The sequence below is a fragment of the Rhizobium sp. LjRoot30 genome (genome assembly GCF_964253915.1).
GTDB lineage: Bacteria > Pseudomonadota > Alphaproteobacteria > Rhizobiales > Rhizobiaceae > Metarhizobium.
Genome location: NZ_CAXUSG020000002.1, coordinates 385,395 through 410,711, shown reverse-complemented (window position 1 = coordinate 410,711; position 25,317 = coordinate 385,395). Strand labels below are relative to the sequence as shown.

Annotated in this window: 22 protein-coding genes; 11 read left to right on the top strand and 11 right to left on the bottom strand. The window is 62.2% G+C overall.

The features are described 5' to 3' along the window. Window positions 1-28: 28 nt before the first annotated feature. The 4 genes from ACSQ3I_RS05875 (at window position 29) to ACSQ3I_RS05860 (ending at window position 5,712) form a co-directional block, all read left to right on the top strand. Window positions 29-1,597 carry an FGGY-family carbohydrate kinase gene (locus ACSQ3I_RS05875; RefSeq protein WP_435996938.1) on the top strand — a complete coding sequence of 523 codons (1,569 nt, stop codon included), beginning with the start codon at window positions 29-31 and terminating at the stop codon, window positions 1,595-1,597. 86 nt (window positions 1,598-1,683) lie between these two features. Continuing rightward, complete coding sequence (locus ACSQ3I_RS05870; protein ID WP_435996936.1) at window positions 1,684-2,235, top strand: VOC family protein; 552 nt, start codon at window positions 1,684-1,686, stop codon at window positions 2,233-2,235. A gap of 266 nt (window positions 2,236-2,501) precedes the next feature. Then, the gene (locus ACSQ3I_RS05865) at window positions 2,502-4,304 is read left to right on the top strand and encodes an NAD(P)-binding domain-containing protein (protein ID WP_435996934.1); all 1,803 of its coding nucleotides are present in this window, start codon (window positions 2,502-2,504) and stop codon (window positions 4,302-4,304) included. A gap of 226 nt (window positions 4,305-4,530) precedes the next feature. Continuing rightward, entirely contained in the window at window positions 4,531-5,712 is a 1,182-nt protein-coding gene (locus tag ACSQ3I_RS05860) for an MFS transporter (protein WP_435996932.1), read from the top strand. Between the two features lie 82 nt (window positions 5,713-5,794). Here the strand turns inward: ACSQ3I_RS05860 and ACSQ3I_RS05855 are convergent, their stop codons facing one another. The 5 genes from ACSQ3I_RS05855 to ACSQ3I_RS05835 all read right to left on the bottom strand — a co-directional run bounded on the left by ACSQ3I_RS05855 (window position 5,795) and on the right by ACSQ3I_RS05835 (window position 10,932). Next, a complete protein-coding gene (locus ACSQ3I_RS05855) occupies window positions 5,795-6,580 on the bottom strand; it encodes an SDR family oxidoreductase (RefSeq protein WP_435996930.1) in 786 nt (261 codons plus the stop codon). 50 nt (window positions 6,581-6,630) lie between these two features. Continuing rightward, the gene (locus ACSQ3I_RS05850) at window positions 6,631-7,581 is read right to left on the bottom strand and encodes a sugar-binding transcriptional regulator (RefSeq protein ID WP_435996928.1); all 951 of its coding nucleotides are present in this window, start codon (window positions 7,579-7,581) and stop codon (window positions 6,631-6,633) included. A 22-nt stretch (window positions 7,582-7,603) separates the two neighbouring features. Beyond that, the gene (locus tag ACSQ3I_RS05845; protein ID WP_435996927.1) at window positions 7,604-9,073 is read right to left on the bottom strand and encodes an FGGY family carbohydrate kinase; all 1,470 of its coding nucleotides are present in this window, start codon (window positions 9,071-9,073) and stop codon (window positions 7,604-7,606) included. A gap of 81 nt (window positions 9,074-9,154) precedes the next feature. Next, entirely contained in the window at window positions 9,155-10,123 is a 969-nt protein-coding gene (locus ACSQ3I_RS05840; protein WP_435996925.1) for a transketolase family protein, read from the bottom strand. Continuing rightward, complete coding sequence (locus ACSQ3I_RS05835) at window positions 10,123-10,932, bottom strand: transketolase (protein WP_435996923.1); 810 nt, start codon at window positions 10,930-10,932, stop codon at window positions 10,123-10,125. The genes ACSQ3I_RS05840 and ACSQ3I_RS05835 overlap by 1 nt, the downstream gene beginning before the upstream one ends. A 211-nt stretch (window positions 10,933-11,143) precedes the next feature. Between ACSQ3I_RS05835 and ACSQ3I_RS05830 the strand changes: the two genes are divergently transcribed. The 4 genes from ACSQ3I_RS05830 to ACSQ3I_RS05815 all read left to right on the top strand — a co-directional run bounded on the left by ACSQ3I_RS05830 (window position 11,144) and on the right by ACSQ3I_RS05815 (window position 15,494). After that, window positions 11,144-12,118, top strand: coding sequence for an ABC transporter permease (locus ACSQ3I_RS05830; RefSeq protein ID WP_435996922.1), 975 nt, complete (start codon window positions 11,144-11,146; stop codon window positions 12,116-12,118). A gap of 126 nt (window positions 12,119-12,244) precedes the next feature. Beyond that, window positions 12,245-13,177: a substrate-binding domain-containing protein gene (locus ACSQ3I_RS05825; RefSeq protein ID WP_435996921.1), complete on the top strand. Its 933-nt coding sequence runs from the start codon at window positions 12,245-12,247 to the stop codon at window positions 13,175-13,177. A gap of 25 nt (window positions 13,178-13,202) precedes the next feature. Then, window positions 13,203-14,690 carry a sugar ABC transporter ATP-binding protein gene (locus ACSQ3I_RS05820; protein WP_435996919.1) on the top strand — a complete coding sequence of 496 codons (1,488 nt, stop codon included), beginning with the start codon at window positions 13,203-13,205 and terminating at the stop codon, window positions 14,688-14,690. 15 nt (window positions 14,691-14,705) lie between these two features. After that, window positions 14,706-15,494 carry an SDR family oxidoreductase gene (locus ACSQ3I_RS05815; RefSeq protein WP_435996917.1) on the top strand — a complete coding sequence of 263 codons (789 nt, stop codon included), beginning with the start codon at window positions 14,706-14,708 and terminating at the stop codon, window positions 15,492-15,494. A gap of 65 nt (window positions 15,495-15,559) precedes the next feature. Here ACSQ3I_RS05815 and ACSQ3I_RS05810 read toward each other — a convergent pair whose 3' ends face one another. Both ACSQ3I_RS05810 and ACSQ3I_RS05805 read right to left on the bottom strand, forming a co-directional pair. Beyond that, window positions 15,560-17,323: a uracil-xanthine permease family protein gene (locus tag ACSQ3I_RS05810; protein WP_435996915.1), complete on the bottom strand. Its 1,764-nt coding sequence runs from the start codon at window positions 17,321-17,323 to the stop codon at window positions 15,560-15,562. Between the two features lie 116 nt (window positions 17,324-17,439). Further along, the gene (locus tag ACSQ3I_RS05805) at window positions 17,440-18,528 is read right to left on the bottom strand and encodes a LacI family DNA-binding transcriptional regulator (RefSeq protein ID WP_435996913.1); all 1,089 of its coding nucleotides are present in this window, start codon (window positions 18,526-18,528) and stop codon (window positions 17,440-17,442) included. Between the two features lie 227 nt (window positions 18,529-18,755). Between ACSQ3I_RS05805 and ACSQ3I_RS05800 the strand changes: the two genes are divergently transcribed. Genes ACSQ3I_RS05800 through ACSQ3I_RS05790 form a run of 3 tightly spaced genes read left to right on the top strand, consistent with a single transcriptional unit; the run spans window position 18,756 to window position 22,335 of the window. Then, window positions 18,756-19,592: an ABC transporter substrate-binding protein gene (locus ACSQ3I_RS05800; protein ID WP_435996911.1), complete on the top strand. Its 837-nt coding sequence runs from the start codon at window positions 18,756-18,758 to the stop codon at window positions 19,590-19,592. A gap of 60 nt (window positions 19,593-19,652) precedes the next feature. Beyond that, window positions 19,653-21,161: an amino acid ABC transporter permease/ATP-binding protein gene (locus ACSQ3I_RS05795; protein ID WP_435996909.1), complete on the top strand. Its 1,509-nt coding sequence runs from the start codon at window positions 19,653-19,655 to the stop codon at window positions 21,159-21,161. 43 nt (window positions 21,162-21,204) lie between these two features. Then, window positions 21,205-22,335, top strand: a complete 1,131-nt coding sequence (locus ACSQ3I_RS05790) for an NAD(P)/FAD-dependent oxidoreductase (RefSeq protein WP_435997556.1) — start codon at window positions 21,205-21,207, stop codon at window positions 22,333-22,335. A gap of 130 nt (window positions 22,336-22,465) precedes the next feature. Here the strand turns inward: ACSQ3I_RS05790 and ACSQ3I_RS05785 are convergent, their stop codons facing one another. The 4 genes from ACSQ3I_RS05785 to ACSQ3I_RS05770 all read right to left on the bottom strand — a co-directional run bounded on the left by ACSQ3I_RS05785 (window position 22,466) and on the right by ACSQ3I_RS05770 (window position 25,294). Further along, window positions 22,466-22,711, bottom strand: a complete 246-nt coding sequence (locus ACSQ3I_RS05785) for a hypothetical protein (RefSeq protein WP_435996907.1) — start codon at window positions 22,709-22,711, stop codon at window positions 22,466-22,468. 257 nt (window positions 22,712-22,968) lie between these two features. Further along, on the bottom strand, window positions 22,969-23,202 hold the full coding sequence (rpsU, locus tag ACSQ3I_RS05780) for a 30S ribosomal protein S21 (RefSeq protein ID WP_435996905.1): 234 nt from the start codon (window positions 23,200-23,202) through the stop codon (window positions 22,969-22,971). A gap of 200 nt (window positions 23,203-23,402) precedes the next feature. Further along, entirely contained in the window at window positions 23,403-24,287 is an 885-nt protein-coding gene (locus ACSQ3I_RS05775; protein WP_435996904.1) for a DMT family transporter, read from the bottom strand. Window positions 24,288-24,391: 104 nt separating this feature from the next. Then, the gene (locus ACSQ3I_RS05770) at window positions 24,392-25,294 is read right to left on the bottom strand and encodes a LysR substrate-binding domain-containing protein (RefSeq protein ID WP_435996902.1); all 903 of its coding nucleotides are present in this window, start codon (window positions 25,292-25,294) and stop codon (window positions 24,392-24,394) included. Between the last annotated feature and the right edge of the window lie 23 nt (window positions 25,295-25,317).

Sequence of the window (25,317 nt, the reverse complement as noted above, 5' to 3'; positions counted from 1 at the left end):
AGTTCAGAGCTTCGGGAGGGGAGCAGACATGACATCGGCAGTAAAAAGAGCGTTTGTCGGTATCGATGCCGGCACGACGGGCTGCACGGTGATCATTTTCGACGAGCATGGCAATGCGCTCGGCAATGGTTACCAGGAATATAGTTGCAGTTCGCCCCAACCGGGCTGGATCGAGCAGAGCCTTGACGATGTTTGGGCCGGCATATGCTCGGCGACGCGTCAGGCGGTGGCAAAGGCGGATCTGCCGGCAGCCGCCTATCATTCCGTCGGCCTGTCCAGCCAGCGCGGCACCTTCGGGATTCTGGACGAAAACCGTGTGCCGCTGATGAATTCGCTGGTCTGGAATTGCGGCCGGGCGCTGAAGAGCGTCGAGGCCATCCATGCGGCCTTCACGCCGGAGGAACACCAGAAGCACACCGGCATGGCGATCAGCCCGCTCTGGTCGGCGGCAAAAATCGTCTGGCTGCGGGAAAACCGGCCGGAGTTGTTCGAAAAAACCCGCTGGTTCGTCAACGGCCAGGAATTCTTCCTCTGGCGGATGGGCGCCGACGACTGGTCCACCGACCCGGCCTCGCTGACGCTCAACGGCATGATGGACATCGCCAAGCTCGACTGGAGCGACCGCATCCTCGACGTCTGCGGCATCGGTCGTGACCGCCTGCCGCCGGTCAGCATCCCGGCGGCACAGGCCGGGCGTCTTTCCCGGGCCGCGGCGGAAGCCACCGGCTTGCCTGAGGGCATGATCCTCTGCCGCGGTGCCGGCGACCAGCAATGCGCCGCGATTGGCGCCGGCGTCATCCGCCAGGGCATGGCCGAGTTCACCGTCGGCACGTCCGGCGTCATGGTCGCCCATCTCGACGATGTCAGCAAGATCAAGGGCAACAAGCTCTGGTGGGGCGGCCACGGCGTGCCCGGCGCGTGGGATATCGAGGGCGGCGCCTTTTCGCTCGGCGCCTCGCTGCGCTGGTGGCGCGACCAGCTTGGCCGCAACGAGATCGACGCCAGCAACCAGCGCGGCGGTTTTAGCCCCTATTCGATCATGGTCGAACAGGCGGCGCGCTCCAGGCCCGGCGCCAACGGCGCCATGTTCCATTCCTTCATGGCGAGCCAGGTGACGCCCTATTACGACGCGGTTGCCCGCGGCGGCTTCCTCGGCCTCGGCCTCTATCACGAGCGCCACGACCTGATCCGGGCGCTGCTCGAAGGCTGCGCCCATGAGATGAAGATGGTGTTCGACTCATTCCAGACCGATGTCGAGGGCGGCATCACCGATTTCCGCCTCACCGGCGGCGGCACCAAGTCATCCGGTTTCGCCCAGATCATGACCGATGTGATCGGCGTGCCGAGCACGGTGACGAAGGAGCGGGAATGCACGGCGCTCGGCGCCGCCATCCTCGGTGCTTACGGTTCCGGTGCCTTTTCCAGCATCAACGAGGCGGTCGGCGCCATGGTGCAGGTGGAAAGCACGTTCGAGCCGAACCAGAAACTGCAGGAACTCTACGGCGAGCAGCACGCCATCTATCGCGGTATCTACGAGGCGATCGCGAAATCCGGCCAGTATGCGGCGCTGAGCGAATTCTCGCAGAAATATCAATAGGGTTTGCCGGAACGGTGAGCTTTCGAACGAGCGGGCCATGCCGGGAGGAGCCGGGGACGCCCGAAACAAAAGAGAGGAGACAGACTATGCCTATTCCCGGTATGCGCGGCATGGAGCACATCGGCTTTACCGTGCCCAACCTCGACGAGGCCTGCGATTTCTTCGTCAACATCCTTGGCGCAGAAGTGCTCTACACGGCGGCGAAGAATTTCGGTGCTGCAGACGACTGGATGAAGGTGCATCTGAACGTCGATCCGCGCTGCGTCATCAAGGAATTCCGCTATGTGCGCCTCGGCAATGGCACCAATCTGGAGATTTTCGAGTATGAGGCGCCGGATCAGGTGAAGGTGCCGCTGAAGAACAGCGACGTCGGCGGCCACCACCTGGCCTTCTATGTCGATGACATGGGTGCCGCCATCGATTTCCTGAAAGCGAACAAGGTCAAGGTTCTCGGCGAACCGACGGCCTATACCGAAGGTCCGAACATCGGCCTGACATGGTGCTATTTCATGGCGCCCTGGGGTCTGCAGCTCGAAATCGTCTCGGCACCGAACGGCACCGTTTTTGACCGTGAGGCCAAGGCGGCGGGCCGCACGCGCCTCTTCCATCCAGCGTTTGTCGCAGAAACGACGATCTGATCAGAACCGAACGGTCGGCCCGCCCGCGCTCCACTGCGGGCGGGCCGATGGTGCATATGGGATCGGTCAGGGAGGCCGGTCTCTGGCAGCGCCACAACCAGCTTGACGGGTGGCAGTTGGGATTCGAGGATACCGGGCAGGCCCCTGTCAGTAGCACGCAGCTATATATCCTGACCGAGCTGGCGAAACAGACGGGCCCGGTCTGGCCGGAAAGAGGAGTTCCGGCCGGCTGCAGATAACATTCAATCAACCGTGGAGGAGATGACATGCTTGACGACAGCCCCGGCACCAGGATCGACACCGTGCTCACCAAGCTCGGAACCGCTTTGGAGAAAGGCGATGTCGACGCCGTCGTGAACCTGTTCCAGGCCGATTGCTATTGGCGGGACCTGGTGGCCTTCACCTGGAATATTCGGACGATGGAGGGACAGGGCCAGATCCACGACATGCTATCGAAACAGCTGTCTTCCATCCGGCCGGGACGTTTTCGCAGGGATGAGACGGAAACGGCGACGCATGATGACGGCTTGACGCAGGGCTGGTTCGAGTTCGAAACGGCGGCCGCAAGGGGTTATGGCCACATCCGCCTGAAGAACGGCCTGATCTGGACGCTTCTCACCACCATCTCGGAGCTGAAGGGCCACGAGGAGCCCAAGGGGTCGATGCGGCCGCGCGGAGCCGAACACGGACATGACCGCGCCCGGCGCACATGGAAGGAAAAACGCGAACAGGAAGCGGCGGAACTCGGCTACAAGACGCAGCCTTATGTCGTCATCCTGGGCGGTGGCCAGGGCGGCATCGCGCTGGGCGCACGGCTGCGCCAGCTCGGTGTGCCGACGATCATCGTCGAGAAGAACGAAAGGGCCGGCGACAGCTGGCGCAACCGCTACAAGTCGCTCTGCCTGCACGATCCCGTCTGGTACGATCATCTCCCCTATATCCCGTTTCCGGAAAACTGGCCGGTCTTTGCCCCGAAAGACAAGATCGGTGACTGGCTGGAAATGTACACGAAGGTCATGGAGCTGAACTACTGGAGCTCGACCACCTGCAAATCGGCAAGCTATGACGAAAAGACGAAGGAGTGGACCGTCACCGTCGAGCGCAACGGCGAGACCGTGGTGCTCAAGCCGAAACAGCTGATCCTTGCGACCGGCATGTCCGGGAAAGCCAATATTCCGGTGTTCAAGGGCCAGGATATTTTTAAGGGCGAACAGCAGCATTCCTCCCAGCATCCCGGACCCGATGCCTACAAGGACAAGAAGGTCGTCGTGATCGGCTCGAACAACTCCGCCCACGACATCTGCGCCGCACTCTGGGAGGCCGGCGCCGACGTCACGATGGTACAGCGTTCCTCCACCCATATCGTCCGGTCAGAAACGTTGATGGAGTACGGCCTGGGCGATCTCTATTCGGAGAGGGCAACGGCTGCGGGCATGACCACCCGAAAAGCCGACCTCATCTTCGCGTCGGTCCCTTATCGTATCCTCCACGAGTTCCAGATCCCGGTCTATGAGAAGATGAAGGCGACGGACGCAGATTTCTATGAAAGGCTGGAGAAGGCCGGCTTCATGCACGACTGGGGTGTCGATGGCTCCGGCCTGTTCATGAAATATCTGCGGCGCGGTTCCGGCTACTATATCGATGTCGGTGCCTGCGATCTCGTCATCGATGGTTCGATCAAGCTGAAATCGGGTTCCGACGTCGATCAACTGACGGAAACCGGCGTCCGGCTGAAGGACGGCACCGAGCTTCCTGCCGATCTTGTCATTTATGCCACCGGCTTCGGCTCGATGAACGGCTGGGCCGCCGACCTGATCTCCCGCGATGTCGCCGACAAGGTCGGCAAATGCTGGGGCCTTGGCTCCGATACGCCGAAGGACCCCGGCCCGTGGGAGGGTGAGCTTCGCAACATGTGGAAGCCGACGCAGCAGGAAGCCTTGTGGTTCCATGGCGGCAACCTGCATCAGTCGCGGCACTATTCGCTTTATCTGGCGTTGCAGCTGAAGGCGCGACAGGCAGGCATCGATACGCCCGTATACGGCTTGCAGGAAAGGCATCATCTGTCCTGAGGTCTGGACGCCAGTCTCAGAGGGTCAGATTGGCCATCACCGATTGGGCCGGCGAATATATGTTCGCCGGCCGATCTCATCCAGGGCGCCTATTCGCACCGAAACCCTTGCGCAATCGGGCAGCGTTGTCCTGCATGTTTGAGTTTTTGCATAGCTACATCGGGCCTTGCTGGTCAGCACCTCATTGATATAAAGAAATATTTATATCTCTATATTGGAGGCTGCCTTGCCATTACCCCTGTTTGCGCTGTTTCTGGCAGCCTTCGCCTTCGGTACGACGGAATTTGTCATTGCCGGCATCCTTCCCGATGTTGCGACGGGCCTTGGTGTGTCGATCCCCTTCGCCGGTTATCTGGTATCCGGTTATGCGTTGGGCATTGCGGTGGGCGGACCGCTTTTGACCATGGCGACGCGGCGGATTTCGCGTCGGTCTGTCCTTGTCGCGGTGACGATTGCCTTCTGCCTGGGGCAGGTCGCTTGCGCCATGGCGCCGAGCTTTGCCGCCATGCTGCTCTTCCGGATCGGCACCTCCATCGCACATGGCGCCTATTTCGGCATAGCGATGGTGGTTGCCGTCAGCCTCGTGCCGAACTCGGCGCGGGGGCGTGCTGTCGCCCTGGTTCTGGCGGGCCTGACGGTCTCCAACATCATCGGCGTGCCGGCCGGTGCCGCCATCGGTGGCCTTTGGGGATGGCGTTCGACATTCTGGGCAATGACTTTGATTGGCGTTCTGGCCCTGGTCGCCATCTGGCTTCTGATCCCGCACACGAAGGTGGAAAGCCAGGAGGTGCATCATCTGGGCCGCGAAGTGCGCGTCCTCGGTCGCCAGCAGGTCTGGACATCGCTGATCATCATGCTTGCGCTGATGATGGGCCAGATGGTGCCCTTCACCTACATCACGCCGCTTCTGCAGGAAGTGACCGGCCTCGATGCCATGGTCGTTCCGTGGGTACTGCTGCTGAACGGTGTCGGCGCCACACTGGGCGTCTTCCTTGGCGGCCGCCTTGCGGACTGGAAACTGATGCCGTCCATGATTGCGCTGCTTGCCGTTCAGACGGGTATGCTTGTCATCCTCTATCTGGTCAGCCCCTACGCCGTGCCGATGACGGTTGCCATCTTCATCTGGGGTGCGCTCAATTTTGCCATCGGAACGCCGATCCAGACGCGCATCCTGACCTGGACCGCCGACGCGCCGGGCCTGGCGTCGTCGCTCATTCCCTCGGGCTTTAATGTCGGTATCGCGATTGCGGCCATGGTCGGCGCCGCTTTGCTGGAGGGCGGCTATGGCTATCGCAGCCTGCCGGTGTTGGGCGCCGTCACGCTCGCCCTCGGTTGCCTGGTAGCCCTTCTTTCCGCCGTGCAGGAAAAGCGCAGCGGCATCGCTCCACCCATTCCGACTGCCGCCTGAAGACTGTGTCCGCGCCAGCCGGAGCAAGCGCGAACACCGCGTAAAAATTGCTCCGCGGCCAAAATCCGGGCCGCAGCACCGATCACGACATGATCAGGCCGCCGTCGACATTGATGGTCTGGCCGGTGATATAGGCGGCATCGGCCGAGGCCAGGAAGGCGACGAGGGCGCCGACTTCGGCGGGCGTGCCGGCCCGGCCCATCGGAATGCCTTCGACCCATTCGGCCATCAGCTCGCCCGGACCGTATTCGCCGAGCATCTTGCCCCAGACGCGGTCGTTGTAGTCCCACATCTCGGTGTGGATGATACCTGGGCAAATGGCATTGGCGGTGATTCCTTCGCGGGCGAGTTCTTTCGCCAGGCTCTGTGTCAGGCCGACGACGCCGAATTTCGAGGCGGCGTAATGCGGTGTGTAGATGAAGCCCTGCCGCGCCTGCCCGGAAGCGGTGTTGATGAGCCGGCCCTTGGTGCCGCTGGCGCGGAAACGACGGATCGCCTCCTGGCAGCACAGGAAGACGCCCTTGGTGTTGACATCGAGATTGAGATCCCATTCGCGCTCGGTGAGGTCCTCGACCTTGGCGATGGTGATGACGCCGGCATTTTGCACCGAGACGGAGAGGGCACCGAGCTTCGCTTCGGCCTCGCCATAGGCCTCGCGGATGGCCTGGGCATCGGTGACGTCAAGGGCAAAGCCGATGACCTCGGCCCCGGTTTCCTGTGCCAGCGCCTCGGCCGCTGCAACCGTATCCTTTTCGATGGCGGCGATGGCGACTTTCGCGCCTTCTTCCGCAAAGCGCTTGGCGATGCCGCGCCCGATGCCCTTGTTGCCTCCGGTGACGAATACCGTCTGGCCAGCGAAACGTTTCATGGTCTTTCCTCCATAATGCGCAGGCCGGCCGAAGACTGATCCGGATAGGATCAGGCGGTCAACCGGGCTGCAGTGAACTTGTCGGTGACAAGCACATCGATGACGCCCAGTTTCAGGGCGCCGGCGATGGCCTGGGTTTTGGATTCGCCGCCAGCCAGCGCCATGACGCGGTCGGTCTTGCGAAGCTGCTCCAGCGACAGGCCGATGACCCGGTCGTTGAGCGGGGTTTCCACGGGTTTGCCGTCCTTGTCGTAGAACCGGTAGGAAATTTCGCCGACGGCGCCGGCCTCGTGCAGCATCGCCATTTCCTGGCGGGAAAAGACGTTGCCGGAACGTGCCAGCAATTCGGACGGCTCGACGGCGCCGATGCCGATAATGGCGAGGCTCAGCCGGCCGAAAAGATCCATGGTCTCGCGCACGACGGGGTCGGCGAGCATGACAAGCTTGGCTTCCCGCGACGAGGTGATGCCTTGCACCAGCAGCAGCCGAGGCTCGCCGCCGGTGAGTTTTGCCAGGCGGGCGGTCAGCTGCGTCGCATGCGTCTGGACCGAAGAATCGCCCATGCCGCCGAGGATCTGGACGATGTATTTTGCCTTGGCGTTTTTCAGCGGATGGATGTTGTCCACCATGCGCAGGATCGTCTGGCTCCAGCTGGAGACGCCGATGATCTCGTCCTGTTGCAGTGTGACTTCGAGAAAATGGGCGGCAGCCTCACCGATGCGGGCCATGATCGCGCCGTCGCGATCCTCGGAACAGTCGATGACGATGGCTTCGGTAAGGGTGTAGCGCTCGCGGAGTGCCGTTTCGAGTTCGGCAAAGGTGCCCGGCGGCGGAATGACCGTGGTGCGGACGATGTCCTCCTGCTCGGCACGTTTCAGCATGCGCGAGACGGTCGCCTGCGACATATGCATGATCTCGGCGATCTCCGCCTGCCGCTTCCGCTCGATGTGGTACATCTGAGCGATGCGGGCGATCAGTCGCATTTCGTTGACCCGTCCCATAGGCTTCTCCAGCTGTGAATTTTTATTCACTCATAGAGGAAGGGCCGGGAGCGGTCGAGCGGTAGATTGCATCCTGCCAGACGAGCAGGCGGTCGGCAGCATCGGAGGGGCGGGGCGTGATCAGGTTGCCGGCGCGCGGCAAGGCGGCGATGGCAGCAAGATCCGGCCAGATGCCGAGTGTAAGGCCGGCGAGATAGGCGGCGCCAAGCGCCGAGGCTTCCGGCGCGTCGCACTGGGTGAGGCCGTGATTGAGCGTATCGGCAACGCATTGCATCAGGAACGTGTTCTTGCTCGGGCCTCCATCGGCGTAGAGGCGGCCAAGCGGCGTCGGCGATTGCGCCGACATCGCCTTGAAGACGTCATGGACCTGGAAAGCCATGGAATCGGTGACGGCGCGGGCCATCTGGGCACGGCTGGTATTGAAGGTGATGCCGGAAAACAGTGCACGCGCATCGGAATGCCAATAAGGCGCGCCAAGGCCGACGAAAGCCGGCACGAAGCCTGGAGTGCCGGGCTCCGCGGTGGCGGCGAGGTCGGTCAGGGCCTGAACGTCGGGAAGGCCGAGCATATCCGCCATCCACGGCAACGCCGCGGCCGACACCAGAATGTTGCCCTCGAAGGCATAGGTCGGCTTGCCGCCGATCGCCCAGGCGATGGTCGTGGTGATGCCATGCTCGGGCGCAATGAAGCGCGGCAGCGTCGTCATGATCGACGAGCCGGTGCCAAAGGTCACCTTGCCGTCGCCGGGTTCAAAGGCGCCATGGCCGAAGAGGGCGGCATGGCTGTCGCCGATGGCCGCTGCAATTGGAATCCCGTCCTTCAGGCCTTTCACGTCTTTCGTCATGCCAAAGTGGGCAGCGCTGTCGCGCACTTCGGGCAGGGCGGATTTCGGCACGCCGAAGAGGGTGCAGAGTTCGTCGCTCCAGACCTGGCGGTTGAGATCGTAAAGCTGGCTGCGGGCGGCGTTGGCGGCATCGCAGGCATGAATCTCACCGCCGGTGAAGCAGTGGATCAGCCAGGCATCGATGGTGCCGAGGCGGACATTGTGACCGGCGGGTACACGATCCAGCAGCCACTTCATTTTTGGGCCGGGGAACATCGGATCGATGGGCAGGCCGGTGAGGGCCTGCACGCGCGGTGCATGGCCGGCGGCGACCAGATCCGCGCAGGCAGGCGCGCTGCGGCGGCATTGCCAGCTGACGACGGGACCGAGCGGCTGGCCGCTCTCTGCATCCCAGATGGTAACGGATTCGCGCTGGTTGGAGATGGCGATACCGAGGATATCGACGCTGGGGCCGGCCTGCAGGCAAGAAACGATGGCCTCCTGCACGGATTCCCAGAGGCGAACGGGGCTTTGCTCCACCCAGCCGGGCTGCGGGTGCTCGATGCCGACCGGCGACGAGCCGCGCGACAGGATCTCGCCGGTCGTGGAGACGAGCACGGCCTTGGAATTCGTGGTGCCCTGGTCGATGGCAAGGATGGCGGTCGTCATGGCAGCTCCGGCAAGCAGGAATTTTTGGGCGCGGCGAAAGGGAGGGTTCACCGCGCCCGGCAGGGAATCTAGACCGCACGCTTATGCGCGGGAAGACTTCCGTGCGATCAATGCAATAGCCGCTTCGGCGATAGCAGCAGGAGACATGCCGAACTCGTCCAGCAGAAATTCCGCCGAGCCGGTCGGGGCGAAGATGCCGGGCACGCCGAGGATCTTCATCGGCACCGGTGCTTCCGACACCACGAATTCCGCAACCGCCGAGCCGAGGCCGCCGATGACGGAATGTTCTTCCGCCGTCAGGATGGCGCCCGTGTCGCGGGCAGCGGCTACGACCGCATCGACATCGATGGGGCGGACCGAAGCCATGTTGAGCACACGGGCCTGGATGCCCTGTTCGGCAAGGATATCGGCCGCCTTCACCATACGGTGGGTCAGGGTGCCGTTGGCAAGCAGGGTGATGGCGTCGCCATCGCGCAGCAGGTTGGCCTTGCCGAGCTCGAATTTGTGGCCTGCCGGCAGCAGGTCAGGAACGCCGACGCGCGAAAGCCGCAGGAACACCGGACCTTCGTAGCTTGCAGCCCATTCCACAGCCGCTGCCGTCTCGATGGAATCGCAGGGGGCGACGACCGGCAGGTTAGGCAGGACGCGGGTCCAGGCGAAATCTTCAATAGAATGGTGTGTCGGGCCGAGTTCGCCATAAGCCATGCCGGAGGAAATGCCGATCAGCTTCACGTTGGCATTGGAATAGGCGATGTCGGCCTTGATCTGTTCCAGCGAACGGCCAGTGAGGAAGCAGGCGGCGCCGCAGACGAAGGGCAGCAGGCCGCCATTGGCGAGGCCGGCGCCGACGCCCACCATGTTCTGTTCGGCAATGCCGACATTGACCAGCCGCTCCGGCCATTTGGCTTTGAAGCCGCCAAGCTTGGAGGAGCCGACCGAGTCGTTGCACACGGCCACGATCTTTGAGTTTTCCGCGCTGAGGCGTTCGAGAACGGCAACGAAGGCATCGCGGCAGTCGTGCAGCTTGGGCGAGGTCACAACGTCTTTCATCACAGGGCCTCCGACAGTTCAGCTACGGCAATCTTGTATTGTTCGGCATTCGGTACCTTGTGGTGCCAGTCGACCGTATCCTGCATGAAGGAAATGCCGTGGCCCTTGTTGGTATGGGCGACGATGCAGTGCGGGCGGTTGCCGCGCTTTTCCAGTGCCGGGACGATTTCGTCCATGGAATTGCCGTTGATCTCGGTGACGTCCCAGCCGAAGGCTTCGAGCTTGGCGGGGAAGGGCGCGAGATTGTTGGTGTCCTTGAGCGACGCGCCCTGCTGGAACCGGTTGTGGTCGATGATCAGCGTCAGATTGTCGAGGCCGAATTGCGCGGCCGAGGCGATGGCTTCCCAGTTGGAGCCTTCCTGCATCTCGCCGTCGCCGGTCATCACATAGGTATGGTATTTCGCGCCGGTCAGCTTGGCGGCTTTCGCCATGCCCACCGCGACCGGCAGGCCGTGACCGAGCGGTCCGGTGTTGGTCTCGACGCCTGGAACCTTGTTGCAGTTCGGATGGCCGTTCAGGCGCGAATGCGGTTTCAGGAACGTGCTGATCTCGTCCTCAGGAATGAAGCCGCGCTTTGCCAGCGTCACATAGAGCGCCAGCGCAACGTGACCCTTCGACAGAACGAAACGGTCGCGCTCCGGGTTCTTCGGCTGGTCGGGCCAGATACGGAGCACGCGGAAATAGAGCGCCGTCAGAATGTCGATGGCTGACATTTCCCCGCCGATATGGCCGGCGCCGGCTTCGAAAACCGCTTGCAGATCGCGAAGGCGGATCTGTCGAGCGATGCGGTCGAGATCGTTCGGCTGCATGAAATCCTCACAGTGAATAAATATACATTGATACATATATTTGCACGACGAGATGGCAAGTCAAGTGAAATTGCCATTCTCGCCGCAAATAATAAGATGCTTGTTTGTATTGACAGGTCGTAAAATGCCAGTTACGAATTTACACACATTACTGAATAAATATGCATTAAGCCAAGTGACGGCCACGGCAGGTTCGGGAGGAGGAGCGCTGATGACGGCGGCAACGAACGAAAGACAGGGGTTTGCAGGCGGGATACTTCCGTCTCTCCGGGGGGCGACCGGCCCGTTGATCGGGTTGATCGTCCTTTGCCTCTTTCTCTCCTTTGCGACAGACAAGTTCCTGTCTGTGAGGAATTTCCTCAACGTGCTCGACCAGATAACGGTATTGGGCATCATGGCCGTCGGGATGACGCTGGTCATTCTGATTGGCGGCATCGATCTTGCGGTCGGCTCGGTCATGGCGCTGGCGATGATGGTGCTGGGCTACCTCAACGTCGTTGCAGGCGTGCCGATGTGGCTGGCCATTCCGCTGGCGCTTGCGGCTGCATCGCTCAACGGGCTCGTCGCGGGTGTCCTGATTACGCGCTTCAACGTTCCGGCCTTCATCGCCACGCTTGCGATGATGTCGATGACGCGCGGCATAGCCAACATGATCACGGACGGCCAGCAGATCATCGGTTTTCCTGCCTGGTTCAACATGATGGCCATCGTGCGCTTCGGCGGGTTCCTGACGCTGACGGTGGCCGTGATGATCGCGGTCTTCATCATCGGCCTGCTCTACCAGCGCTATCGCCATGGCGGCCGCGTGCTCTATGCTATCGGCGGCAATGCCGAAGTGGCCCGGCTCGCCGGTATCAATGTCCAGCGCGCGACAGTGCTCGTCTATGTGGTCTGCAGCTTCCTGGCCGGGCTCGGCGGCATGGTGCTCGCGGCCCGTCTCGACTCGGTGCAGCCGTCCTCGGGTGTCTCTTATGAACTCGATGCCATCGCTGCGGTCGTCATTGGCGGCACCTCTCTGTCGGGCGGCACCGGTGGCATCGGCGGCACGATCATCGGCGTGCTGATCATCGGCGTGCTGCGCAACGGCCTCAACCTGCTCAGCGTCTCCCCCTTCATGCAGCAGGTTATCATCGGCGCCGTCATCGTGCTCGCCGTCACGGCTGAAACCTATCGCAAGCGCAAGTAACGACTTTTACCTCGTAGCCTGAGGGGCGCGGGGTACTGAAAACGGTCTGCAATGGTGCGGGCCGGCAAAAGGGAAGGTGGTCTTCTGCCAGCGCAGGGAACCACCGGGCAACTCGGAGGAGAAACCATGAAACTGTCCAAAATCCTGATGGCGGCAACAGCTGCTGCGATCCTCGCGTCTCCCGCAGCCGCGGCAGAGATCAAGAAGATCGGCCTTGCCGTTCCGAACCTGCAGGCTGACTTCTTCAACCAGATCAAGCTCGGCGTCGAAAAGCATGCCAAGGAGAAGGGCATCGAGGTTGTGGTCGTCGATGCAAAGAACGACACCAACACGCAGGTCAGCCAGGTGCAGGACCTGATGACGCAGGACATCAACGCATTCATCTATATCCCGGCCGGTGCTGCGGCTGCCGCCGTTCCGACCCGCCTTGCCCGCGAAGCCGGCATTCCCGTCATCAACGTCGACCGCGTTCCGGAAGGCGCGCCGGGCGACACGTTCATCGCCGGTGAAAGCGTCGAATCCGCCTACGCTGTTTGCAAGCACATCATCGAGAAGGCCGGCGGCAAGGGCAAGATGGCGATCATCCACGGCCAGAAGGGTACGACGCCGGAAGTCGACCGCTTCACCGGTTGCAAGCGCGCCATCGACGAAAACAGCGGTGTCGAGCTGGTCGACCAGCAGTGGAGCAACATGTGGTCGGCGGACGAGGGTTTCTCGATCGCGCAGAACATGCTGCAGGCCAATCCCGATATCACCATCATCTTCGGCCAGGCTGACGGCCTTGCCATGGGTGCGGCCAAGGCTGTCGACGTTGCCAACCTCTCGGACAAGGTGATCATCGGCGGTTACGACGGCGACGTCTCGGCGCTCGAATACCTCGCCAAGTGCAAGGGTCCGTTCATCGCAACGGCAACCCAGAGCACGCAGAAGATGGGCGTTCTCGCCGTCGAATCCGCGATTGCCGTCGCCGCCGGCCAGAAGGTCGAAGAGCGCCAGACGCCGAACGCTGTTCTGACGACGTGCGAAAACGCGCCGGAATTCGTCAAGAGCCATCCGTAACCCGGTCCTGAAAGGCAGCCGCGCCATGACGATCCGCTCTCCCATCCTTTCGCTCCGAGGCGTTCAAAAGTCCTACGGTCCGATCAAGGTTCTCCACGGTGTCGATCTCGACATCTATCCGGGGGAGGTCGTGGCGCTGCTCGGTGAAAACGGTGCCGGAAAATCGACCCTGTCGAATATCATTTCCGGCACCGTGCAGCCCTCCACGGGCGACATGACCTGGCTTGGCAATTCATACGCCCCCGCCAATCCCCGCGCCGCCTTGGATGAGGGGGTGGGCATGATCCACCAGGAGCTGAAACTGCTGCCGAAACTCTCGATCGCCGAAAACGTTTTCGTCGGACGTTATCCGATGAAGGCCGGCCGCATCGACCGCAAGGCGATGGAAGAGCGGGCGCGGGCCGGCCTGAAGCGGCTGGGTCTCGATGTCTCGCCCGACCGGCTGGTCGAAGGCCTGTCGACCGGCAGGCAGCAGCTGATCGAAATCGCCAAGGCGCTGACGCTCAATGCCCGTCTGCTCATTCTCGACGAACCGACCGCAGCCCTCGGCGGCGAAGAGACGCAGCTGCTCTTCCGCCAGATCGAGCGGCTGAAGGCGGACGGCGTCGGCATCATCTATATTTCGCACCGTCTCGAAGAGATCCGCCAGATCGCCGACCGTATCGTTGTCATGCGCGACGGCGCCAAGGTGCAGGAATTCGACAGCGGCGACGTGCCGATCCGCACCATTGTCGAGGCCATGGTCGGGCGCTCGCTGGAACGTATGTTCCCCACCCTGCCGACGCCGACGGAAGAGGTGACGCTGGAGGTCCGCGGTCTGTCCTCGCCATCGAAAACTTTCCGCGATATCAATTTCTCCGTCCGCAAGGGCGAGGTTTTCGGCATAGCAGGCTTGATGGGCGCCGGCCGCACCGAACTCGTCCGTGCCATTACCGGCGCCGATCCCATTTCCGCCGGCGAAGTTCTGTTGCACGGCAAGCCTGTGACGCCGCGCTCACCGATCGAGGCGATCCGCAAGGGCATCGTTCTCGTACCGGAGGATCGCAAGTTGCAGGGCGTGGTGCTCGATCATTCGATTGCCGAAAACATCGCTTATGCCAATCTCGGCGTCATCTCCCGCAAGGGCTGGATTTCATCGCGCCGCATCCGCGAATTCGCCGACGAATTCATCCAGAAATTCGGCGTTAAGGGGCGGGGCGGCCAGAATGCCGGTGAGCTGTCGGGCGGCAACCAGCAGAAGGTCGTGCTCGCCAAATGGCTGGCGCAACGACCACAGGTCGTGGTGCTGGATGAGCCGACGCGTGGCATCGACGTCGGCGCCCGGTCTTCCATCTACGATCTGATCATGGATCTGGCCCGCGACGGCGTCGCCGTCATCGTGGTCAGTTCCGATCTAGAGGAGGTGCTTGGCGTCTCCAGCCGCATCATGGTCATGGCCCAGGGAAAACAAGCCGGTATCCTGAACCGCGAAGACGCCAACGACGTCTCGGTCATGGAACTGGCAACGATCTGAACAGGAAGAATGTCTATGTCTGAAATCACTCTCAACGCGCCGAAAATGTTCGATCTTTCCGGCAACGTCGCTTTCGTGACTGGCGCCGGTAGCGGCATCGGCCAGCGGATTGCCATGGGCCTGGCCCAGTGCGGCGCCGATGTGGCGCTGCTTGACCGCCGCACGGATGACGGCCTTGCGACGACGGCCGATTTCATCGCCCGGGCAGGGCGCCGCAGCATCCAGATTGCCGCAGACGTCACCAGCAGCGCCGCGTTGAACGAGGCCGTTGCGCGCACCGAAGCCGAACTTGGTGCCCTGACGCTCGCCGTCAACGCCGCCGGCATCGCCAATGCCAATCCGGCGGAGGAGATGGAGGAAAGCCAGTTCCAGACGATGATGGACATCAACCTCAAGGGTGTCTTCCTGTCCTGCCAGGCGGAAGCGCGTGCCATGCTGAAATCCGGCCGCGGCTCCATCGTCAACATCGCCTCTATGTCCGGCGTCATCGTCAATCGTGGCCTCAACCAGTGCCACTACAATGCTTCCAAGGCCGGCGTCATCCATATGAGCAAGTCGATGGCGATGGAATGGGTTGGCCGGGGCGTCCGCGTTAACACCATCAGCCCCGGCTATACGGCAACGCCGATGAACACCCGGCCGGAAATGGTGCACCAGACGAAACTGTTCGAAGAGCAGACGCCGATGCAGCGCATGGCGAATGTCGATGAAATGGTCGGGCCGGCAGTGTTCCTGCTGTCGAATGCCTCAAGCTTTGTGACGGGTGTCGACCTGCTTGTCGATGGCGGCTTCTGCTGCTGGTAAAAATCCATCGGGCCGGCCAAGCGCCGGCCTGTTGCATTTCAGGGCAGGCCTGACAACCGCAGGCGTCAGTGATCGAAATGCAGCAGGATGGATGCGCTGCCGTCTCGCGTTCCAGGTCGCACGCGGTCGGCCAGACGTTGCACCAGAACCATCGAGACATTCGCCATTGCGTTCTGCACGGCGTCCTCATCGGCATCCAGCCAGTCGTCGACCTCGGGCGCGTCCATGCCGCCAAGCACCAGCGGCGGGCCGGAATGCAAGATCTCCACGTCGAAATTCAGTTCGTCGAAGCGGGCGCGGATCGCAGTCGGCCTGCGTCCCTGGCCGGACACGAGGATAAGCTCGGTGGTTTCGAGTGCGGCGAGCGCAGCGCGGCTGATGACTTCACGGCGGGCCGCCCATTTGCCGCCCTGCTTTTCGATGAACTCGTTGATTGCGGTGATGACATCTTCTTCCCCGTCGAGCGACCGTTGGGCGACAATCGACGTGCCGAGCCGGAACAGCAGGTTGAGCAGGATCGCGACGACGCCGGCCATGACGAAGCCGCTGCCAAGGAAATGCCGGAACGAGGCGGGCACGCTCTCGGCAAGCTGCGGGATGAGCATGACGCCAAGGCCGACGAACAGCGATATGCCGATCATGAAGATGCTGCGGCTGTCGATTGCCCGCGAGGTGGCAAGTTCGAGGCCGGAAACCATCAGGAACGCAGCGGCATAGACCTGGATCGCGCCGATCACCGGCGTCGGGATCAGGGTCAGGGCCAGCGTTGCCTGCGGCAGCAGGGATACGACGGCGATAATCAGCGCTGCCGTCAGGCCGATCCAGCGCGAGGTCGACCGTGTCGCGTGGGCGAGGCCGATATTGGCCGAAGAGGCGCCATTCGGCATGCCGCCGACGATGCCGGCAAGGATGTTGCCGATGCCATTGGCCATCACGCCACCGCCGGCGGTCTTCATGTCGGGACGGTGCCAGTCGGCGTCATCCATCCGGTCGACGATGACCGTGCTGGCAAAGGTGTCGAACTGCCCGAGAAGGCCGACGACGATGACGACGACAAGCAGACCCGGGTCGATTGCAAAGACGGGCGTGGGCAGGCTCGGCAAGGCGACGATCGGCGCTGTCGCGAACAACTCCATGCCGGTGAGGCGTCCGCAGAGAGCGGCGACCACGACACCGACGATGATGCCGGTTGCCAGCCCGAAGAGCTTCATCGTCCGGTTGCCCCAAACGGAGAGGGCAACGATAACGGTGAGCGTCATGCCGGCAATCAGGGCGCTGATAGGGTCGATCGCATAGGCCTCGTTCAGGCCAAGGGATTGCCGTGTCGCGCCCTGGATGAGCGAGAACCCGCCCATGCAGACGATGACGCCCAGCACGGTCGGCGGAAACAACGCCCGCAGATGCGGGATCAGCCGGCTGAGGCCGATAGCAGGGATGCCGGTCGCAAGGCCCAGCATGAGCATGCCGCCTGCGCCATATTCATGCAGCATCACGGTGACGAAGGGGACCATGATCGGCCCAGGAATATGGACGATCAGCGCCCCCGCGCCAAAACGCCCGCCCCAGGACTGCAGGAACGTCGCCACCGCCATGCCGAGGATCGAATAGGACAGAAATGTCTGCGTATCCGCGACCGACAATCCGCCAAGTTTTGCGGCCGCAAGCGCATAGGTGGAGAGCGCGATTGCCATCACCGCATGCTGTCCGGCAAGCGCCATCAGGGCTGCCGGCGGCGGCCGGTCGGAATTGGAATAGACGATATCGGGTGGCTTGCGCCTGTTGCGCGACAGCGGAAGTCTGATGCGTGTTGGATCGAAGGCGTACGTCATCAATTCCCTAATCTTTCGAATGGGATACGGTCGCATGGGCCTACGGCCCGTGGCAATAGGCTGCGCCCGTCGTCGATCGTCCAATATTGGTTGCTTTGCGGCCCGATGGATGGGTGTCAGGCAGCCGGAACGATTTGCGCCCCTGCATGCGCAACGGATGAGCGATCCACCACCTCATTCTGCAATATGACACGCCGGGTTTCGGCGCTGGTGCCGGCCAGGCGCTCGACAAGCAGTTTCGCCGCCGTCTCTCCTAGCTGATAGACGGGTTGGCGAACCACCGTGACGGGCGGCGAGGTGACAGCCGTCCAGTCCGCATCGTGGAAAGAAATCAGCGACAGGTCCGCGGGAATCGAAAGACCGATTTCCCGGCTGGCCTTGAACACCTCCAGGCCGATGACGCTGTCAGACGCGATGATCGCCGTCGGCCGTTCGCTCGCCCGCAACATGCCTTTCGCAATCTCCTGGGTGCGTTTGGGCGCATTCGCCCCCATGTGCACCCATTTCCCCATATCGGGCAGATCGGCATCCGAGCAGGCATCGAGAAACCCCTCGATGCGTCGGCGTACCGAGCCGGTGTAGATGTCGGCGGTCGTGCGAAACATATGGTCGTCAGTGTCGCAGGCCGTCAGATAGGCGATGCGGCGGTGCCCGAGTGCGATGAGCCTGCGGGTAATGCTTTCGGTCGCATCCCGGTCGTCGGCAATGACCGTATCGACGTCGAGCGTTTCGCAGCCGCGGTCGAGCAGCGCCAGCGGCCGGCCGGAGCGAACGGCTTCCCTGAGGTGCTCGACATCGCTCTCGCGGGCCGGCGAGACGATCAGCCCATCGACCCGCTTGGCCAGCAAGGTGCGGACGGCCGCTTTTTCCGCGTCGACGTCCTCGCCCGAATTGATCAGGATGACGGTGAAGCCGGCCTGACGCGCAACATCCGTGATGCCGCGCACGGCGAGGCTGAAGAACGGGTTCTCGATATCGCCGACCACGACGCCGATCGTGCCGGAGCGGCCAGTGGTCATGCTCCTCGCCAGTTCGTTGGGACGGTAGTCGAGCGCTCGCGCCGCGGCGGTCACCGCATCGCGCACCCGGTCGCTGACGGTTCCGTAACCGCCCAGCACGCGCGCCGCCGTCGCCTTGGAGACGCCGGCCTTGTGGGCGACGTCGGCCACGGTCACGGAGGCGGATCGGGGTTGGTTCTGTTCCATGAACGGTAGCCTTACAAGAGATATTGACGACTGGCAAATGCGAAGATAACAATCGTCAAAAGCAAAAGAGACCGGTCTCTTTTAAATTGAGACCGGTCTCAAATAAGAAAATACTTGTCCCGACATGCGCATGCATGGGGCCGGACGCGCGGTGGCTGCCGCGGTCTGGAAAGGGACGTCTGCGCCTTCAGATTTCGCAAAAGACACCACCAGAGGAGACGAAAACCATGAAATTCCCTGACGTCATCAGCTTTCCCTTCGCGAGACTGCGCACCGCAGTTGTCGCGCTTGCACTCGGCCTTGCCGCAAGTGCTGCGACCTCCGCGATTGCCCAGGACAATCCTTACGGCCTGATCGATCCGACCGTCATCAGCGTCGGCACCATGGGTGATGCCAAGCCCTATGCCTTCACCACCGCAGACGGCAATTTCAGCGGCTTCGACATCGAGCTCTTCCTCAATGTCGCCGAGCGCATGGGTTTCAAGAAGGAACAGGTGATCTTCACCGGCCAGGAATTCTCGGCGCTCATGCCATCGGTCGCCAATGGCCGCTTCGATGTTGCCGCAGCCGCCATCGGCACGACCGACAAGCGCAAGGAAACGATCGATTTCTCGGATGGTTACCTGGCAGGCTTCCTCACCATCCTGACGGCGGACGCCGGCATCACCGACGCGGCCGGACTGAAGGGCAAGCGCCTCGGCGTCGTGCAGGGCACGCTGCAGGAAATCTACGCCGAGAAGAATTTCGCCGGTGCCGACCTGGTAAAATTCCCCGACAACAATTCCGCCGTCTCGGCGCTCAACAACGGCACGGTCGATGCGCATTTCCTCGACTACGAAGCGGCAAAGGACTATTCCGCGCGGTATCCGGAACTGAAGGTTGCCGTCAACATCCCAAGCTTCGACGCACCGGCCGGTTTTGTCATCCGCAAGGGCAACGATGCGCTGCGCGAGGCGCTGAACAAGGGTCTGCAGGCCGCCATGCAGGACGGTACCTGGAAAACCCTGCATGAAAAGTGGTTCCCCGGCACGCCGATGCCGGATCAGTATCTTCCCAAGCAGTGATGCCGCCTTCCGGTCCGGCCCTTGCCGGTCGGACCGGCCTTTCTTTCAAGGGACCACCTGATGAATTGGCTTGAAAACCTGCGCCGCAGCTTCCTCGACTGGAATGCCATGGCCGAAGTCCTGCCGACCATGATCACGGTCGGCCTGAAGAATACTTTGATTTTGGCTGCCGCTTCGACCGTGCTCGGCGTCGTCATCGGCATGGTGCTGGCCATCATGGGCATTTCCCGTTCGCCCTGGCTGCGCATTCCCGCCCGCATCTATACGGATGTCTTCCGCGGCCTGCCGGCCATCGTCACCATTCTGCTGATCGGCCAGGGTTTTGCCCGTATCGGCCGCGAACTTTTCGGACCTTCGCCCTACCCGCTCGGCATCCTGGCGCTCAGCCTGATCGCCGGCGCCTATATCGGCGAGATTTTCCGCTCCGGCATTCAGAGCGTCGACCGCGGCCAGATGGAGGCCTGCCGGGCGCTGAGCATGAGTTACGGACAGGGCATGCGGTTGATCGTCGTGCCGCAGGGCGTGCGCCGGGTCCTGCCGGCCCTCGTCAATCAGTTCATCGGCAACGTCAAGGATTCGAGCCTCGTCTATTTTCTCGGCCTGCTTGCCTCCGAGCGCGAGATTTTTCGCGTCGGGCAGGACCAGGCGGTCGTCACCGGCAATCTGTCGCCACTGCTTCTCGCCGGTATCTTCTATCTCGTCGTCACCGTGCCGCTGACCCACGTCGTCAATGCCATCGACAACCGTTTGCGTATCGGCAAGCAGCGACCGGCGACCATCACCAGCGGGCTGGAAGAGGTGAGTGAACTCGACGGCGCCAGCCGCGCTTCGCAGGCCACCTTCAAGGGCGGTAGCCTCGATGTCCGAGGGCTCGGCATGGCCTACGGCGAACTCGACGTCTTGAAGGGTGTCGATCTTTCGGTGAAAGCCGGCAGCGTCACCTGCGTCATCGGCCCGTCCGGTTCCGGCAAATCGACGCTGCTGCGTTGCCTCAACCGGCTTGTGGAACCGAAGAGCGGTGACATTCTCATCGATGGCGAAAGCATCCTCGCCATGAAACCCGAGCGTCTGCGCCGCCGGGTGGGCATGGTCTTCCAGCACTTCAACCTCTTTCCGGACCACACGGCGCTCGAAAACGTCATGCTGTCGCTGACGAAGATCAAGGGATTGCCGAAGGCCGAGGCCGAACGGATCGCCAAGGCGCGTCTTGCGGATGTCGGTCTTGCCAGTCGTCAGCATCATCGCCCCGGCGGGCTTTCGGGCGGTCAGCAGCAGCGCGTTGCGATTGCTCGTGCCCTGGCGATGGAGCCTGAGGTGATCCTCTTCGACGAGGTGACGAGCGCGCTCGATCCCGAACTCGTCAAGGGCGTGCTCAACCTCATGGCCGATCTCGGCAAGCACGGCATGACCATGGTCGTCGTTACCCACGAAATGGGTTTTGCCCGGCGCGTCGCCGATCAGGTCGTGTTCATGGATGAAGGCCGTGTCGTCGAAGCGGGCACGCCGGAAGCGATCTTCGACAATCCGCAAAGCCCGCGCCTGCAGCGCTTCTTGGCCGAAGTGCTCTGACCCTTTTCCGATCTTCATGACCAACGGACTGAAAGACATGACCATGAAAGACAACATCATCACCTCGGCGGTCATTATCGGCGCCGGCATATTCGGCGTTTCCACCGGTGTGCAGCTTGCCCGCCGCGGTGTGCGGGTCACCATCGTCAACGACGGCCCGCCCGCCAACGGCGCTTCCGGCCGGTCGCTGTCCTGGCTCAACTCCGCCCGCATGCGTTCCGAACCCTACCATCGCCTGCGCATGGCCGGCATCGACCGCTATCGCACGCTGGCCTCCCGTTTCCCGGGCGCCGACTGGCTTCGTTTCGAAGGCGGACTGACATGGGATGCCGATGGCGAGCGCAATGAGATCGATGCGGCCTATCGCTACGAGACATCGATCGGCTACGACGCAAAACATCTTGCGGCACAGGACATCGCGTCCGTCACGCCGGGCCTCGATGCCCGTTCTGTCACCGCGCCGGGTGCAATCTTCAATCCCGGTGAAGGCTGGGTGGACCTGCCGATCCTGATCGGTTTGTTGCTCGAAGAATTCGCGAGCCTCGGCGGAACCCTCGTGACCGATCAGGGTGCGGCAAAAGTCGTGGTCGAAGGCGGTCGTGCCGTCGGCGCGGAGACGGCAGCCGGAAACCGCTTTGCCGGCGATGTCGTGCTGCTGGCCACCGGGCCTGCGGTGCCGAAGATGGCGGCGGAATCCGGGCAGGTCATCGGTGACGACACGCCGATTGCGCTCCTGGTACAGACCAAGCCGCTCGCACACCCGTTGCGCGCCGTTCTCAACACCCCCAGGGTGGCTGTTCGCCCAGGACCGGGCAGCACCCTCTCCATCGATGCGGACTGGGCGGCCGACGAAGGGGTGACGATCCGCGAAGACGGCAGCTACGCCATCGACGCGTCCGTCGTCGACGCGTTGGTGGCGGCGGCATCGAAGGTGCTGGAGGGTAACCCGAAGCTTGAAGTCGCTTCCGTCGGTGTCGGCGGAAAACCCATTCCGGGCGATGGCGAGCCCGTGCTCGGGGCGTTGAAAGCCATCCCGGGGTATTATGTCGCTTTCAGCCACAGCGGCGCGACGCTCGGCTTGATCGTCGGCGAACTGCTTGCCTGCGAGATCGCGACCGGCGCAGAACATCCGATGCTGGCGACATTCCGGCCGGAGCGCTTTTCGTCACGCTGATAACGCGAATGCACTGTCCATTATCTGACGGCGGGTCTTGGCTTTTGTGATGCCGAGGCCCGCCGTTTCCATGTTGCGTCGAGGCACCGCCGGTGCGTTCGATAAACGCGGGCGCGCTTCGCTCATGGTCTCACGACCGGCGTAGGCGGAAATCGTACCGGATGACATTGTCGCCGCACCGGAGCTGTTCCGGCGCACCATGACTGTCCATTGTTATGGATGGTGGTTCGGGGGCGGTTGCACCCGGCGAAGCATCCGCTCGTTCCTGCAACTCCTTGACCGCCTGGTGAAGCCGGCCCACGAGCTTGCGGTAATATCCGACGATGTCGTTGTGTTCGGCGCGCGAAATATAACGTTCATTCAGCCAGTCAATCATCTCTCGCACTCCCTGTCTGTGCAGGAGAAACGCAGGACATGATTCGGCTGTTCCGCAGCACCGATGGATATGGCTAATTTTGTATTGCTGCCAACACGGAAAAACACGCCGCCACCCTTTACAGGTAGCGGCGCGTCAAAACTATAGACGCAACTACGCGATGCCGCCGATAGCGGCAGAAACCATCGTTCAGCTACCGGAGTGGGTCGAGCCAGTCGACCCGAATACCGGTGATGCCGACAGTCGTCTCAGACGACTTAGCGGCTCGGCTTCTTCTTCGGAGAAGGCAGGAGGCCTTCGCGCTGCATCTGCTTGCGAGCGTTCTTGCGCTGGCGGCTGACGGCTTCAGCCTTTTCGCGTGCCTTCTTTACGGACGGCTTTTCGAAAGCCTCGCGCATACGCATTTCACGGAAAATACCTTCGCGCTGAAGCTTCTTCTTCAGAACGCGGAGTGCCTGATCGACGTTGTTGTCGCGTACCAATACCTGCATAGGACTGCCTTTAAAAACCTGGGCGAATTCGATTGAACCGCAAAATACAAATTTCGATCCCAAAGCCAAGCGAAAAGATGCGTTCGAATGACGATTATGTGTTTATCTGGCCGAAATCGATGTTTTCTCTGTTCCGGAGAGGGCCTCGTGGGGTCGATTTCGGGGGAGAAGCAGTCGATGTAGCCGGAGAATCGCTCCCGCTACAGCTCCGTTTGCTGTTTGCGGATGCCCAGACGGTGCTCTCTCCAGACCGTGAACAACCCGGCGCCGACCACGATGATGCCGCCGGCGATCATGTTCGGCGTCAGAGATTCGTCGAAGAACAAGGTTGCCAGGGCAACGCTGAGAACAAGCTGCAGATAGGTCAGCGGCTGCACTTCCACAGCACTCAAAATGCGGTAGGCCTGGATGAGGCAATAGTGGCTGAGAGCGCCGCAGATGCAGAGTGCCGCCATGGCAGGCCAGTCGCTTACGGCGATCGGGGTCCAGTAGAACGGTCCGATGACCGATGCGACGACTGCACCGATCACGCCGGCATAAAACACGCTCGTAATGGATGAGTCATGGCGGCCGACAGCGCGCGTGGCGATGCTGTAGATTGCATACATGAAACTGCCCGCGAGCGGGATCAGCAGACGAATGTCGAAATCCACACCGATGGGATTGAGGATCACAAGCACGCCCAGCATGCCCACGACGATGGCCAGGGTGCGGCGCCAGCCGACCTGTTCGCCGAGCAAAGGCACGGAAAGAATCGTGACGATCAGCGGTGTCGCCTGAAGGATCGCCTGGCTCATGGCAAGACCCGCGGTGGTGAAGGCAAAGACGACGACAACCACTTCGACGACCAGCAAGGCGCCGCGAAACACCTGCAGAAAAGGCCTTTTCGTGCGGATATTGGCTCGCAACCCGCCCGGTGCCGCCGCCGCCAGAAGCGTGACGAAAACAGCGAATGCCCAGAAGCGGATCATCGTGACCATGATGGGCGGGTATTTTTCGCCGAGCAGTTTGGAAAAGGCGTCCTGCCCGGCAAAGATGGTCACGGCGAGGAGGACATAGATATAGCCCAGGGTTTTGGTTTTCATGACAGGCTGACTTGAGAGAACGGGTTGGTCTTGGCGGGATAGCAGCACATATAGCTTCCGTTGCTGCTTCGCCAAGCGGTAACGTTTTCCTGTTGCCGGGCAGGTCAAGCAGGAGCGACTCCCGCAGCGTTGATGATCCTGTCATGGAAATCCCAGAATTCCGCGAAAAATCGCTCGATGATGTCGGAACGGTTCTGACTGGCCGGGCGAATGGCGAGGAAGCTGGCATCGATGAAGATGGAGAAGGGGCGAACGACGACGCCCCGCTGCAGGAATTCGCTGGCAGAGGTCGGATCGATGATGGCGATTCCCGCGCCCTCGCTGACCAGGGTCAGCGCCGTGTGCGACAGGCGGGTTTCGAGCGTCGAAAGCCGCGGCACGCCGGCAAGTGCCACCTCGACGCGCATGGCGAAGATCGTGCCGGGTTCTAGGCTGATCATCCGCTGCTGCTTCAGGTCGGCCGGAACGATCATCGGTTTGCTGCCGAGCGGATGGCCTTCCGGAATGGCGACGACTGCGGCAAGCGGCCGGGTCTCGATGACGAAACCCTGTCGGTCGAGCGGGCCGTCGGCATAACCGATATCCGCCTGTCCCGCCGCCACCGCCTCGATGACCATGGAAGAGGGCAGGCCGCTCAACGAGGCGTGCAGGTTCGGCTTGTCGCGCAGGAAACCTGCCAGAAAGCGGGGGAGAATGCCGTTGGCCAGCGCCGGCATGGCGGCGATGCGCAAGGTGCCCGCCGCCTGCCTGGCGATCTCATCGGCGACGGTGGCGATCCGGTTCAGGCCGATGAAGGCGCGGTCGACTTCTTTCCAGAGCGTGACGGCTTCCTGCGTCGGGGTGATCTGGTTGCCGCGCCGCACGAACAGCCGCAGCCGGGTGGCATGCTCGAAATCGCGGATCAGGCGGCTGACCGCAGGCTGCGTCACCGACATCAACTCGGCCGCCGTCGTCATCTGCCCGGTGAGCATGACGGCGCGGAATGCCTCGACCTGCCGCAAGTTCATGGTGCTCTCCATAACATTTGGTT